17 protein-coding genes and 3 pseudogenes are annotated in these 14278 nt (G+C 33.9%); 15 read left to right on the top strand and 5 right to left on the bottom strand.

Annotated elements, in window-relative coordinates:
- The 6 genes and pseudogenes from AC1DJR_RS04725 to AC1DJR_RS04700 form a co-directional block, all read left to right on the top strand.
- A pseudogene (locus tag AC1DJR_RS04725) lies at window positions 1-592 on the top strand (phosphotransferase enzyme family protein); the annotation flags it as partial.
- A pseudogene (locus tag AC1DJR_RS04720) lies at window positions 593-877 on the top strand (P-loop NTPase family protein); the annotation flags it as partial.
- 32 nt (window positions 878-909) lie between these two features.
- On the top strand, window positions 910-1587 hold the full coding sequence (locus tag AC1DJR_RS04715; protein WP_429688616.1) for a formylglycine-generating enzyme family protein: 678 nt from the start codon (window positions 910-912) through the stop codon (window positions 1585-1587).
- 92 nt (window positions 1588-1679) lie between these two features.
- A complete protein-coding gene (locus tag AC1DJR_RS04710) occupies window positions 1680-2876 on the top strand; it encodes a macrolide family glycosyltransferase (RefSeq protein WP_429688615.1) in 1197 nt (398 codons plus the stop codon).
- 76 nt (window positions 2877-2952) lie between these two features.
- Window positions 2953-3513 carry a phosphatase gene (locus tag AC1DJR_RS04705; RefSeq protein ID WP_477002118.1) on the top strand — a complete coding sequence of 187 codons (561 nt, stop codon included), beginning with the start codon at window positions 2953-2955 and terminating at the stop codon, window positions 3511-3513.
- Between the two features lie 438 nt (window positions 3514-3951).
- Window positions 3952-5319 (top strand): lytic polysaccharide monooxygenase, encoded by a 1368-nt coding sequence (locus AC1DJR_RS04700; protein ID WP_429688614.1) that lies wholly within the window; start codon window positions 3952-3954, stop codon window positions 5317-5319.
- Window positions 5320-5531: 212 nt separating this feature from the next.
- Here the strand turns inward: AC1DJR_RS04700 and AC1DJR_RS04695 are convergent, their stop codons facing one another.
- The 3 genes from AC1DJR_RS04695 to AC1DJR_RS04685 form a co-directional block, all read right to left on the bottom strand.
- Entirely contained in the window at window positions 5532-5966 is a 435-nt protein-coding gene (locus tag AC1DJR_RS04695) for a GNAT family N-acetyltransferase (RefSeq protein ID WP_429692406.1), read from the bottom strand.
- Between the two features lie 105 nt (window positions 5967-6071).
- Complete coding sequence (rpiA, locus tag AC1DJR_RS04690; protein WP_477002117.1) at window positions 6072-6731, bottom strand: ribose 5-phosphate isomerase A; 660 nt, start codon at window positions 6729-6731, stop codon at window positions 6072-6074.
- A gap of 4 nt (window positions 6732-6735) precedes the next feature.
- On the bottom strand, window positions 6736-7056 hold the full coding sequence (locus AC1DJR_RS04685; RefSeq protein ID WP_477002116.1) for a 2Fe-2S iron-sulfur cluster-binding protein: 321 nt from the start codon (window positions 7054-7056) through the stop codon (window positions 6736-6738).
- Between the two features lie 143 nt (window positions 7057-7199).
- Here AC1DJR_RS04685 and AC1DJR_RS04680 point away from each other — a divergent pair, with 143 nt between their 5' ends.
- Together AC1DJR_RS04680 and clpP are read left to right on the top strand one after the other, a co-directional pair.
- Window positions 7200-7886 carry an RNA polymerase subunit sigma-70 gene (locus tag AC1DJR_RS04680; RefSeq protein WP_429688611.1) on the top strand — a complete coding sequence of 229 codons (687 nt, stop codon included), beginning with the start codon at window positions 7200-7202 and terminating at the stop codon, window positions 7884-7886.
- A 21-nt stretch (window positions 7887-7907) separates the two neighbouring features.
- Entirely contained in the window at window positions 7908-8489 is a 582-nt protein-coding gene (clpP, locus tag AC1DJR_RS04675; RefSeq protein WP_429688610.1) for an ATP-dependent Clp endopeptidase proteolytic subunit ClpP, read from the top strand.
- 53 nt (window positions 8490-8542) lie between these two features.
- Here clpP and AC1DJR_RS04670 read toward each other — a convergent pair whose 3' ends face one another.
- Window positions 8543-9400 carry a glycine betaine ABC transporter substrate-binding protein gene (locus AC1DJR_RS04670; RefSeq protein ID WP_002085124.1) on the bottom strand — a complete coding sequence of 286 codons (858 nt, stop codon included), beginning with the start codon at window positions 9398-9400 and terminating at the stop codon, window positions 8543-8545.
- 173 nt (window positions 9401-9573) lie between these two features.
- On the opposite strand from AC1DJR_RS04670, the gene AC1DJR_RS04665 reads away from it, so the two are divergent.
- Together AC1DJR_RS04665 and AC1DJR_RS04660 are read left to right on the top strand one after the other, a co-directional pair.
- Window positions 9574-10779, top strand: coding sequence for a quaternary amine ABC transporter ATP-binding protein (locus AC1DJR_RS04665; protein WP_002013036.1), 1206 nt, complete (start codon window positions 9574-9576; stop codon window positions 10777-10779).
- Complete coding sequence (locus AC1DJR_RS04660) at window positions 10772-11608, top strand: ABC transporter permease (protein ID WP_002127727.1); 837 nt, start codon at window positions 10772-10774, stop codon at window positions 11606-11608. Before AC1DJR_RS04665 ends, AC1DJR_RS04660 begins: the two co-directional genes overlap by 8 nt.
- A 47-nt stretch (window positions 11609-11655) precedes the next feature.
- Here the strand turns inward: AC1DJR_RS04660 and AC1DJR_RS04655 are convergent.
- Window positions 11656-11883 (bottom strand): annotated as a pseudogene (locus AC1DJR_RS04655) (hypothetical protein).
- Window positions 11884-12104: 221 nt separating this feature from the next.
- Here AC1DJR_RS04655 and AC1DJR_RS04650 point away from each other — a divergent pair.
- From AC1DJR_RS04650 to AC1DJR_RS04630, 5 genes are all read left to right on the top strand, one after another.
- Window positions 12105-12278: a glycine zipper domain-containing protein gene (locus AC1DJR_RS04650; protein ID WP_429688608.1), complete on the top strand. Its 174-nt coding sequence runs from the start codon at window positions 12105-12107 to the stop codon at window positions 12276-12278.
- A gap of 91 nt (window positions 12279-12369) precedes the next feature.
- Window positions 12370-12870 carry an HIT family protein gene (locus tag AC1DJR_RS04645; protein WP_429688607.1) on the top strand — a complete coding sequence of 167 codons (501 nt, stop codon included), beginning with the start codon at window positions 12370-12372 and terminating at the stop codon, window positions 12868-12870.
- The gene (locus AC1DJR_RS04640) at window positions 12848-13678 is read left to right on the top strand and encodes a PP2C family serine/threonine-protein phosphatase (protein ID WP_429688606.1); all 831 of its coding nucleotides are present in this window, start codon (window positions 12848-12850) and stop codon (window positions 13676-13678) included. The genes AC1DJR_RS04645 and AC1DJR_RS04640 overlap by 23 nt, the downstream gene beginning before the upstream one ends.
- 69 nt (window positions 13679-13747) lie before the next feature.
- Entirely contained in the window at window positions 13748-14071 is a 324-nt protein-coding gene (locus AC1DJR_RS04635; protein ID WP_088033605.1) for a DUF4181 domain-containing protein, read from the top strand.
- 4 nt (window positions 14072-14075) lie between these two features.
- Window positions 14076-14278, top strand: a 203-nt coding sequence (locus tag AC1DJR_RS04630; protein ID WP_477002115.1) for an NUDIX domain-containing protein, incomplete at its 3' end; no start/stop codon positions are given.

Here is a 14278-nt window from a genome sequence, read left to right as displayed (position 1 = left end):
GTATAAAGAGAAGAATTATTGTTTGTACGAATATGTTGCCGGAAGTGTACTAGAAATCAAAGATACAGAAAAGCTAAAAGTGCTAGGAAGCACAATTGGAGAGGAAATGGCTAATTTACATCACGAACTAAATTCAGTGAATAGTGCTAACGAGTTAATAAAAAGAGAGTTATATAAAGTGGTATACGAATGGGCTTTACCGAATTTAGTAAAGAATGAGCATGTTCATCAGGATGTAATTCAAAAAATGGATCAAATACATACAACTTTYAAGGAAACGRTTCACTCATTACCGAAACAAATTATTCATCGCGATATGCACTTATCAAATGTAATCTTTAGAGAAAGTGATTTTCAAGGGTTTATCGATTTTGAGCTTCTAGAAGAAAACGTTAGAGTATTCGATTTATGCTATTGCTGTACAAGTATTTTAAGTGAGATATTTAGTGATGAAACATTAAGAGGGAAATGGTTACAAATTGTAAGTGAAATTTTTAAAGGATATTATAAGCAAAACATTTTAACGAGAGCAGAACTACAATCAATTTGGTATGTAATGCTTTCAATTCAAATTATATTTATTACTTATTTTGCTGATACAATTATCTTCCTTGATATTCATAGAACAATATGTGTTTATCGTGCTTTTAAAAGAATTGTGCAATATCGTAATAAAACAAGACCGGATCTGGGTGCTGGATGTGAAGAAAGGTTTGACTTGCAATTTTTTAAATGGATATGGGAATATCCTAAAACGAAACGCCCTTCAATTTTAAAGAGGCTAAATCAATTGAGTAAGGATACAGATGTTATTATTTTAAAATCTTCAAATGAAGTAAGACTATTTTTAGAGAAGCATGATACCATAAATAGTTAGATTATAAAAAGAAGTAACATGGGGGGATAGGATTGAATAGATTCATTGGCCCGGTTGATTCTAATATGGTGAAAATTCCAGCAGGAAAAGTAGAATTAAGAGATGATCGAATAAAAAAAGAATGGCAAGTTCAAATAAAACCATTTCTTCTTGCAAAGTATGTTGTAACAGCGGAATTATATTACGCGATTACGAATCGTGCACTAAATGGTAATGAAAATGGTAATAAACCTGTTGTAAATATTTCATGGAATGATGCAATCGCTTTTTGTAATTTACTTTCTAAAAAGTTGGGAGAAACAGAGTATTATTCTATTAGTGATGACGGCCAAAAGGTTAGTTGTAATGTAGAATCCAAGGGCTATCGATTACCATTTGAGGCAGAGTGGCAATACGCATGTAAAGCAGGGACTACTGGGTATACATATGGAGAACTTGATAAGATAGCTTGGTATAATAAAAACTCGGATGGGAAAATTCATGAGGTCGGTAAAAAAGAACCGAATGCATGGGGAGTATATGATATGTTAGGGAACGTTTGGGAATGGTGTTATGATTTGTATGATGAAACAGTGTACGGGTCATACCGCATTTTTCGTGGTGGTAGTTGGGCTGAAGCAGCTAGAGGTTGCGGTGCCACTTGTCGCCGTCGTAGYCATCCTACATTTCATATAGATGATCTYGGKTTTAGGCTYGCTAGGTCAATTTAGCAGGAAAATGATACATATAACTCCGTAAAGAGTATGGAAAGTATCCATACTCTTTACAACATAGAAATTTTAAAATTTAAGGAGTGTTTTGAATGGCACGTGTTTTATTCATTAACGCTGGATCAGAAGGACATATAAATCCAACATTACATGTTGTAGAAGAACTGATTTCTCGCGGTGAAGAGGTAGTTTATTTTTCAATAGAGGCKTTCAGGGAGCGTATTGAGAAGACAGGTGCTACTGTACGAACGATTGATGATCAAAAATTTATACAAGCATTTCTTTCCGGTGGTCGAAATTATTTACAGGAAAGAATAAACGGCCTTCTACATACAACGGATGTTGTAATACCTAGTGTTTTAGAACAAATTGAAGGTGAACATTTTGATTATATTATTCATGATTCGATGTTTGGCTGTGGCCGCTTAATTGCCCAAATTCTTAATCTTCCAGCCATAAATTCATGCACATCTTTTGCACAAGATGAAAAATCATTTAAACAAATGTTAGACCATCTTTCTAAAAATATCCCACTGGAAGTTCAGGATAGAATACATAATGATTTTGAAAACTTAACGAATGGAATTACAGAAAAATATGGTGTTAATATAAACTCACCGTATGAAGTTTTCTGTAATCCAGCTTCACTTACTATTGTGTATACAATTAAGGAGTTCCAACCTTTTGGGGATACATTTAATGAAACATTCAAATTTGTGGGTCCATCTATCTCTACACAAGTGAAAAATGAAGGTTTTGATTACACTTCAATTGAAGAAAAAAGCCTGATTTACATTTCATTAGGTACTGTTTTTAATGAAGCGCTTGATTTTTATAAACTTTGTATGAAGGCGTTCGAGAATAGTAAGCATACAATTGTTATGTCTATTGGCAACAAAACGGAAATAAGTGATTTAGGTAATATCCCTAAAAACTTCATTGTGAAAAACTATGTACCACAAACTGAACTTCTCAAATATACGAAACTATTTATTACACACGGCGGTATGAACAGTACGCATGAAGGGATATATAACGGTGTTCCACTCGTTGTAATTCCGCAAAGTGCAGATCAGCCAGTAATCGCAAAGCAAGTGGAGAGTCTCGGGGCAGGAGTTAAATTGCAAATGCAAGGATTAACGGAGAGTCAACTACGTGAGAGTGTAGATCTAGTATTAAATAACTCTTCATTCAAAGAAACTGTTTTGAATATGAAGGAGTCTTTCCGAAAATCAGGTGGGTATAAGCAAGCTGTTGATGAAATTTTTAAATTTACAAGCCGTTATTAAAACTATACATGTGAAAGGGTGTCTATATTAAATGATATAGACACTTTTATGTTATATGAAGCGAGGAATTGATGAAATGGAAAGAATGAAAATACTAGATGTAAATTTTGCTGATATGACAGCTACACCATTTTTTCAAGTGGAGGCGAAAAATAGAATTAGATTCGATATAGAATTATTTGAGGGTAATTTGAGAGGATTAAGAGGGATTTTGACTGAACTTTTTAAAAGTCCTGATRCRATTGATGTTTCATTTATTTCCGGTTAYATAACATATGGTAAAAGTAAGAGAATAAATGAGAAAACAAAAATTGGAAGGTTCATGAAGATTAAGAATTGGRCAGAAACGAAAGTAGACGTTGATGATCTTGAAAGTACAATCATATTTACTACGATTAAAGGTGTACATGAAGATGAAGTATATAAGTATTGCAAGTATGTCGTTAATGGTGGTCAGCAAGCGTATATTTCTTTTTATAACGATACTTATTTATTGTATATAAGTACAGACGTTATTGACATTGTTTCACCAGATACAAGTTTAATAGAAAAGTTAAAACTTCAATACAGTGAAGAATATGATAAGTTTTATGAAACTATATTGACGGATTCGGAAATGTTTACAAGTGATAAGTAATTTCAAAGTATTGATAGAAAGATATATGGAAAATGGAGATGGCACGTTGTTTTAAAATAATGTGATCTCACATTGCCATGCGTTTTAAGTTAACGATGAAGGGTTTCAAGACGACTTGGTGCAATTCATCCATATATATACCTAAAATTTTTCATTACAAGTACTACAATTTCTATTGCTCACTTTTACTTTATAAATTTAGGATGTAGTTTTACGTGTTAGTAGTAATTTCACTGTTTCTGCACAACTTCTGCACACATTTAGGTGATTACTATGTCATGATATATTCCATAAGTGAAATATTTCACAAGAAATGAAATGTTTCTTTACGACGGTGTATGCATATTTACGCATACACGAAATAAGATTGACTCTTGTTATTCTTTTACATCAAAGCCCACATTACACTACGAAGTATAACAAGAAGGGGACAGGAACATGAATAATCGATTTTTAAAACAACTACAAAACTTGAAAATGAACAAAAAAAGTATAGGAGCTGTTGCATTAACAGCTGGAATTATCAGCACGACACTTATTCCTCAAAATGCATACGCGCACGGCTTTGTTGAAAAGCCTGGTAGCCGTTCAGCTTTATGTAGTCCAACTTATGGTGCTCTAAATGTAAACTGCGGAAGTGTTATGTATGAACCACAAAGTTTAGAAGCTTCAAAAGGATTCCCACAAGGTGGCCCAGTTGATGGGCAAATCGCTTCTGCAGGTGGAAAATTTGGCGGTATTTTAGATCAACAAACAGCAAATCGTTGGTTTAAAAATACAATCACTGGTGGGGAAAATACATTTACTTGGAAGTATACAGCACCTCACTTAACAAGCAAATGGCACTACTATATTACAAAAAAAGGATGGAATCCAAATAAAGCACTAACAAGAGCAGACTTTGAGCCAATTGGCACTGTACAACATGATGGTTCTGCAGCTTCAAATAATTTAACTCATAAAATCAATGTACCTACTGACCGTAGTGGATATCATGTGATTTTAGCTGTATGGGATGTAGCTGATACAGCAAATGCGTTTTATAATGTAATTGATGTRAATCTCATCAATAATGTGAAACCAGACACAGAAGCGCCAAGTATTCCAAATGGAATTCAGGCGCAAAAAGTAACAGCGAATAGTATAGAACTAACATGGAACGTTTCTACGGATAATGTAGGAGTAAAAGGGTACCAAATCTTCCGTAACGGAGAGATGATTGACACAGTACCAGGCACTTATTTTATTGATAAGAAATTACAACCAAGCACAGAATACACTTATACTGTAAAAGCAATTGACGCAGCTGGCAATGTATCGAAAGAAAGTACAGCGCTTACAGTGAAAACAACAGTTGAAGCTCCTGATACAGAAGCACCAACACAACCAAAAGGATTACATAGCATGGGAACAACAGCGTCAAGTGTGGATCTAATGTGGAGCCCATCTGATGATAACGTTGGAGTAGACTATTACGATATTTATAGAGAAATAGAAGGAACAATGAAAAAAATTGCAACATCCAATACGACTTCTTATATGGATAAAAATTTACTCGCTAATACTACTTATAAATATGCAGTGAAAGCAGTGGATGTAGTTGGAAATGAATCCGTACAAAGTGATACGTTCACAATTACTACAAAAACTGAAAGCGCTTCATATGAAGCTTGGGATGCAAAGAAAGCATATAAAAAGGAAGATAGAGTTTTACACGAGGGAAAAGTGTATGAAGCAGTCCAGAATTATGAAGGACATGGGGATCCAAACTGGATTTTTGCTTTATCCTTATGGAAAAAAGTGTAAGCTTTACCTCAAAATGAAATGAAAGATGATGGGCTTTGATGCAAAAAAAGGAAGTTTGAGAGTTAACTTTTCTGCTTATAAAAAAGACGACGTATTCAGCGTCGTCTTTTTGTATTAATCTAGAATATTCATCAAARAGACTTTCAAACGAATAAGCTACAGAAAGGTTACTATACGAATACATAATGTAGAATCATATAGTAATCTTTCTATTATGATAACACTTTCGTCATAAGAATATGTGGAATTCCATCTTCCATAAATACGTCGGAAGAAGTTTGATAGCCTAATTTTTCATAAAACCCTTCAGCTTGTGTTTGACCGTGTAGTTTCACTTTGTTTGCTTCTTTGTTACGAGCAATCTCTTCTAACTTTTGAATGATTACTTTGCCTAATCCGTATTTGCGATAGTCTTTTAAAATACAAATCCTTTCTAGTTTACCCATTCCGTCAACGAATCGTATACGGCCAGTTCCTACAGGAAGTTCATTATAATAAACTAATATATGTTTGCATGCCTCGCCAATTTGGTCATATGTATCGAATTCATCTTCAAGTGGGACATCTTGTTCTTTTACAAAGACTTCTTTTCGAATGTGAAAGGCAGTTTCTAAATCTGTAAGTTCTGTTATGAGTTTGGATTGCAAATTGTTCAGCCCTTTCTAGTGTGATATGAATGTGTTTTCATAGTATATCATACTGTAATGCTATAAAAGAAAAAACTGACTTGCAAAAGTCAGCCTTTAAAATGCTTAATATTCTTTTATACCGTTTTTTGTTCCGATGATCGCTTTGCTCGTYATATTGATAAATAATCCTGTTTCAACTACACCGGTAATCATYTTTAACTCTGTATGTGTATCATTTGGATTCAATATTTTGTTTKGAAAAATACAATCAATAATTAAATTGCCGTTATCAGTTATAAATGGTCCACCATCTTTCATACGTAAACGCGTTTCGCATCCTAAAGATTGAATTCTCTTTTCAGTTTGCTTCCAAGAGAAGGGGATGATTTCAATAGGAAGTGGAAAGGTACCTAAATGTGAAACGAGTTTGGATTCATCTGCAATAATAATAAGTTCTTTAGAGGAGGTGGCAACAATCTTTTCGCGAAGTAATGCACCACCACCTTTTATTAATTGTAAATCATTATTGATTTCATCTGCTCCATCAATTGTGAGATCAAGTATATCAATTTCATTTAAAGAGATTAGCGGAATAGATAATTGTTTTGCTAATACTTCAGTTTCTTTTGATGTCGGTGCAGCTTGAATAGATAACCCTTCTTGTACACGGTGACCTAACTTTTGTATCGTCCAATATACGGTTGAACCCGTACCAAGTCCAATCGTCATACCATCTCTTACAAAGCCAGCAGCATATTCGCCTGCAAGCTGTTTTAAATTCATCATTTTACTCCGCYGGGCGTGRTCCAGCATCTAAACCGGAATTTTCAACTGTAAGTATAGGGCGAACGGTAATATCTTTATGTACACGCATTTGGCACGATAATCGTAAGTGGTCTTCAATTCCTTTTTCCGTAATAGCTTGTTTTTCATCATTTGTCGCCTCACAAAAATCACCTGCAATGACTTCAACTCTACAAGTTGTACATCTTGCTTTGCCGCCGCAACGATGGAGAATATGTACACCGTTATCTTCAAGCGCTAATACTAATTTCGTCCCTTCCTCAACATCAAAAGTTCCAGTACCTTCAACTGTTAATTTTGGCAAATTGATTCCTCCTCATGTAAAATGCTATATAACATATTTATGACCCGTATTCATGAACATAAACATAAAATTWATTATAAGCCCCGTAACTTTTTTATTTATTCAATCGTTTATTAAGTAAGCGCTGAAAAGGAGTGGTTATTTTGTGCACAAAAGTAACTCAGGTTTTAAAGAATCATATCGATATGAATCATTCAAATATAAATTTTTTAATTGAAAATTATGCAGAGATAAAAAGATACTGTACGTTTTTGACAAAAAACAAATGGGATGGTGAAGACCTTGCCCAAGAAGCAATTTGCAAAGTTCTTCAAAAGTATAGTGAGAAGAAAATTTGTATAACGCTTCTGTATAAAATTGCTCGAAATCAATGGTTAGATCAAATGAAATCAAAATCCGTTCAAGAAAAGTTAGCACAGCAAATTACATTTGAAGAACCATATGAAAAAATTGCAGATTTGCATGAGATGGTAGGTAAAGTTTTATCTTCATTAAATGTACAACAATTCACGATTTTATTATTAAAAGATATTTTTCAATATAGTATCGCTGATATTGCTAAAGTATGTTCGGTATCGGAAGGTGCAGTGAAAGCTTCATTATTTAGGAGTAGAAATAGGCTGAAAACTGTAAGTGAAGAGGGTATTGAAATAGTGGAGTACACGGATGATGTTGAAATTGTTGTAACTTCTATTCGTGAAGAAAGACCGGAATTGTTGACGAAACTTCTCCCAACAATAGATTTCACAAAGTTACCATCAATACAACCAGTGTTATTATTCAGTATGAAAAAACCTTCTTCCTACAGTTGTATGCTTTGTGCGGCATAACAATTATTGGAGGGATTYAATATGAATGCAATTCCTTACGTAGTAGAACAAACGAAATTAGGAGAACGCTCCTATGATATATATTCAAGGTTATTAAAAGACCGAATTATTATGATTGGTTCAGAAATTAACGATCAAGTTGCAAGCAGTGTAGTAGCACAATTATTATTTTTAGAAGCAGAAAACGCGGAGAAAGATATATTCTTGTATATCAATAGTCCTGGCGGCTCAACGACAGCAGGATTTGCAATATTAGATACGATGAATCTTATTAAACCAGATGTGCAAACGCTTTGCATGGGCTTTGCAGCATCGTTTGGTGCACTTTTACTATTAGCTGGCGCAAAGGGAAAAAGATTTGCGCTCCCTAATAGTGAAATCATGATTCATCAGCCGCTTGGCGGTGTAAAAGGGCAAGCAACAGAAATCGAAATTACAGCAAAAAGAATATTAAAGTTAAAACATGATATTAACAAAATTATATCTGATCGAACAGGGCAACCAGTAGAAAAGGTAGCTCATGATACAGAAAGAGATTATTTTATGACGGCAGTAGAAGCGAAGGAATATGGAATTGTTGATGCAGTTGTTGAGAAAAAATAACGTAAAACAGGCTAGAGAATATACTAAATTCTCTAGCCTGTTTTTGTCATTCTTTATTCTTTTATCCATTCATCAACTAAAGCTTGATTCTTTTTTATCCATTTTCGAGCAGCTTCTTCTGGATCTTTCGTTTTATTTAACATGACCATTAACGTACCAAGTTGTTCATCGTTCATTTTCCATTGATCAAAGTATTTCACAATATCCGGATGATCTTTTTCGAAACCTTTACGAACTGAGTAATAAATGTCATCTTTTTCACCATATACTTTCTTAGGGTCTTTTAAATATTTTAAGTCAAATTCTGAAAAGCCCCAATGTGGATTCCAAAGCGTAACAGCAATTGGTTTCTTTTTCGTATATGCCTTCTTTAGTTCGCTCATCATCGCAGCTTCTGAAGATTGGACAAGTTTTAGTTTTATATCATATTCCTTCATTGCTTTATTCGTTAAATTCATTAGGCTACTACCAGGTTCAATCCCAACAATTTTATTATCTAGCTCATCTTTATGTGCATTTAAATCTTCAATACTGTTAACGTTTTTCACATAAGAAGGGACGACTAAACCAAGCCCAGTACCTTCATACCATTTTGATTTTAAGACGAAGTCATCTTTGTAACGGGCATTTAATGGTTTATCTGTAACAGGAAGCCATACTTCTAGATTCGCATCAACATCACCACGTGCGACGCCAGTCCATATCGCAGCTTTTTCTAAATACATGAGTTCAACTTTATAGCCTTTTTCTTCTAATAAAACTTTCCACATATTTGCGGTTGCGATATTTTCTTTCCAACTTGTTACACCAAGTTTAATTTTTCCTTTCGAATTTGCATTTGTTGCATTACAAGAAGTGAAAATCATACTAATAAATAGTAACAGACTTATAATCCATATTTTTTTTCGCATTCAAAACCTCCTGTGAAGCTTTTGCTTTTTATAAATTAATCTATAAGTGAACCTTCTTATTATGAACGGAAACAAGAATTTTTAAAGAAATCTTATATATGTCATTTTTATGTAATATTTCTCTGTAAAATCGCAACACTATGTAAATAGATGGGTAGAAAAGGAGTAGTGACATGGATAATACAAAGGTACGTGTTGAAAATGTAACAAAAGTCTTTGGGAAACATCCGCAACGAGCGCTTACCTTATTAAAAGAAGGAAAAAGCAAATCGGAAATTTTAAAGGAGACAGGAATGAACGTTGGTGTGAAAAAGGCAACGTTTGAAGTATACACTGGAGAAATTTTCGTTATTATGGGTTTGTCTGGTAGTGGGAAATCAACGCTAGTTCGAATGCTAAATCAATTAATYAAACCGACAGCSGGGCATATATACATAGATGGTGAAGACATCGCAACRATGGGAAAAGAAGAATTGCGAAGAGTAAGAAGGACGAAAATGAGTATGGTTTTTCAGAAGTTTGCTTTATTTCCACATCGTACGGTAATACAAAACGTTGCGTACGGGTTAGAAATTCAAGGAGTTCCAGTAGAGGAACGAGAAAATAAGGCGTTAGAATCGCTACAGTTAGTAGGACTCGATCATCATAAAGATAATTACCCTAGTCAACTTAGTGGTGGTATGCAGCAGCGTGTTGGAATTGCAAGGGCACTAACGAATAATCCAGATGTATTACTAATGGACGAGTCATTTAGTGCATTAGATCCACTAATTCGAAAAGAAATGCAAGATGAATTGTTAGAGTTACAAGATAAAATGGAAAAAACAATTATTTTTATTACACATGATTTAGATGAAGCTCTTCGAATTGGTGATCGTATCGCATTAATGAAAGATGGAGAAATTGTCCAAATTGGAACACCGGAAGAAATTATGATGAGCCCTGCAAATGAATTTGTAGAGAAATTCGTGGCGGATGTGAATTTAGGAAAAGTAATTACGGCAGAATCTATTTTAAAAAGACCAGAAACGTTATTAATCGATCGTGGGCCGCGTGTAGCTCTGCAAATTATGAGAAATGCAGGTGTTTCTACGGTATATGTTGTGAACAAAAAGTATGAGTTTTTAGGTATTTTAACAGCGGATGATGCAAGTAAAGCAATGAAAAAACAATGGCCAATTGCTGATTTATTACTTAACGATATTCCACACGTTTATCTAGATACATTACTGGAAGAAACGTATGCAAAAATGGCGGAGATGAAATATCCATTACCCGTAATTGATGAAAAGAAAAGGTTGAGAGGAATTATTAAACGTGAAAGTGTCATTCAAGCTCTTGCAGGTAACATTGAGGAAGAGGTGAAAGACGATGAATAATATTCCGCGCATTCCATTAGGCGAATGGGTCGATTCATTTGTTGCAAGTTTATATGAGCACTTTGAAGGCTTGTTCCGAGGATTCTCCTATATTATCGGTGGATTTGTTGATTTACTCACTAATTTTTTAACAATAATACCAGCCATAGTGATGATTATCATCTTATGTTTCCTCATTTGGTACACAACGAGGAAATTATCTTTAGTCATTTTTACGCTCATCGGATTATTATTTATTTTAAATATTAACTACTGGGCACAAACGATGCAAACATTAGCGCTCGTACTTACGTCAGTTATTATTTCAATTATTATCGGAATTCCCATTGGCATTTTAGCATCTCAAAATGAACGTTTCTCAAAATTTTTAAAACCGACATTAGATTTTATGCAAACAATGCCGGCATTCGTCTATCTCATTCCCGCGATAACATTTTTTGGAGTAGGCGTCGTACCAGGCATTATTGCTTCCGTTATTTTTGCTATGCCACCGACAATCAGATTTACAGACTTAGGAATTAGACAAGTTCCAGAAGATTTAATTGAAGCTGCGAATGCGTTTGGCTCTACCGCATCACAAAAATTATTTAAAGTACAATTACCGCTCGCAACCGGAACGATCATGGCTGGCGTGAATCAAAGTATTATGCTTTCGTTATCAATGGTTGTAACAGCTTCACTTGTAGGAGCGCCAGGACTTGGCGTCGATGTATATCGCTCTGTAACACAAGTAAATATCGGAATGGGATTTGAAGCTGGACTAGCTATCGTCGTGATTGCGATTATATTAGACCGAATTACGCAAGGGTTTTATACAAAAAGAAAATAATTCAAAAAACACACTTTATACTAAAAAGTGTGTTTTTTGAATTCGAATTACATCCGAACAATAACAGAACCTCCAGCTGGTGCACAAACTTGGTTTTGCTGTTGTTCCATTGATKTTATTAAWTGATTRTTTTCTTCGATTAAWRAGATYAATTTAGYTAATTGGCTTGCAATGCGCTGCATCATGTATTGCGAMTCATAATGCAGTGTATTCYTTRCWGKATGGGGSGAGTAARCATATTGWTGATTTAWATTTGGATTCCAATGAGRATACATWTGAATYGTTCCTCCTTMRATRAATTACTGRTCTTTCTTATAGTAAATGCCTATGTATATTTAATGGTTTCTTGAAAAATTTTTCATAATAAGAGGAGTATGTACGGAAAATGGAAAAGTAATATATTTAAAGTACATCTTTGGGAAATATTCAAGCGAAACAGCAAAAATATTAGGATATTACCACGTTTATGTAAATAGATATTATATAGGGAGAAATGATGGGAGGAGGTGCAATTTTGTCTATAAATAAAAAAAAAAATGATGCTATGACAATTGGTGTCGCTATAGGTGTTGTAATCGGCGTAGTTCCTGGTGTATTTACTGATAATATAGCAATCGGAATAGCGGTTGGGATTGCAGTTGGAATGGGGATTACGATTTTGAAGAAATAATGAGTTGTAAATTATTTTAATGTGATCTCATTTTAAGAGATTGAATTTTCGGAATATAAAACCTATTTTTCCTTTTTTTATGATATTATATATGAAAAGGATGGTGATGGATATGTCAATAAACAATCAAGTAGAAAAAAACTGCTTCATTTGCGAAAAACATAAAGGAAACATTATAGTTCAAGACAGTGCTATTTATGAAGATGATCTCATATACGTTGGACATGTCCATTGGGATACAGAAGAAACATATCTTGGTTACGTAATGATTGATATAAAGAGACATGTTCCTGGTCTTGCTGAATTAAATGAAGATGAGGCGAAAGCATTCGGCCTTATAACTAGTAGAGTAAGTAAAGCGCTAAAAGAAAGCGAAGGTGCAGAACATATTTACACTTTTGTTTCAGGTAATGGTGTACCACATTTACATATGCACATTATTCCGCGTTATCCGAATACACCAAAAGAGTTTTGGTCACCGACTGAAGTAGCAAATTGGACTGGTGCACCATATGGAGATTCAGAGGAAATAAAAAAACTATGTGAAAGAATACGAAAGTATATGGTAAATGAGTATGCATACAACAAATAATACACAATATTCATGGGTTGGAAATACGGAAATGTGTTTAGGAGAAATCTCAGTTAAGCAATATGGTGACATTGTACTTGGTAAATACGGCGGGAATATAAGTGCCGGAGCAAAAAAGAATGAAGACGGTGCGTTAGTTTGGTCAAATGGTGATTGGGAATTCGCAGCTATTTTAGACGGACATAATAGCGCAGAAAGTGTTGATTTAGTAGTACATACAATTGAAAAAGAATATGAAAATATAAAATTAATTATGAATGAACCAATTGAAACAGTATTTCGATCAGTTGAAAATCATATACTTACGATTTTTCAATCCTTCTCATTTAAAGAAAAGTGCCAAAAGGTTAAAGGTGAAACAGCTTGCTTACTTTGTGTAAGAAAAGAAAATTATATATGGTGGTTATCTATTGGAGATTGTTTAGTTTATGTATTTCATGATGAATTACATAAATTAGGTCAATACACATTAAATCAACGTCATTTTTACGAGTGGATTGGTAATGTAAATACATTTGATTTACCCGTTCCTTGCTATTCATCAGGAATTCGTGAATTACGTACTGGTAACAATCGAATTGTAATGGTGACAGATGGGGTATTAGAATGTGGGGAACGCCGTTATGAAACACCATTAAATCTATATAACGATATGAATGAAAAAAATATAGAGCTTAAAGAAAATGTTCACAATGTTTTAGAACACGTTCATCATCAATTTGGGCGAGATAGTGCGACAATAATTAGTTGGGATGTTGAAAACAAAGAGGATTCTACGTATCCGAGTGATCAGCCGGATAAAAGGTAAAAGGAGGAGACATCACTGCTTTTAGTTAAAGGAATTTTATTAATAGTATGGATTATATTTTTAGTTGTTTTGGAAAAAGTAGTGAGAAAAAAATTAAATATACCGAAACAAACTGATTGGAATAGTAAATATGTAAACACCTCTCATAAATGGGGCACTAGGGTTCTTATCATTTGTTATATAATTGTTACGATGATATGTGCCACTTTAAATCCTATTTATATTAGTAATTTACCCATTTTATTTTTAATAACTTTATACTGCTTTCAATCATATATGGAATGGAAATTTGATAAAGAATCAAGGGAATATGTCATTTCTTTAGGAACGGTTCCATTATTAATAATAACAGGAATTATGCTTAATCTTTTCTTTTATAGCTATTGGATTTAATCATATGTGGAATGAATGGAGAGACAAAATGAAAATGCCTAAATTACGCGTTGAAGCAATGATTTTAAATGAAGATCATTCTAAAGTACTTGTTCAATGTGATGAGAACCAATCATTTTATCGTTTTCCAGGTGGCTCTATTGAATTTGGTGAAACAGCAAAAGAAGCAATAATTCGAGAGTTACTAGAAGAATACGATTTGAAAGT

Source organism: Bacillus sp. 05T31 (assembly GCF_056396725.1).
Note: the sequence above shows the minus strand (reverse complement) of the source record. Positions and strands in the feature narration are given on the sequence as shown.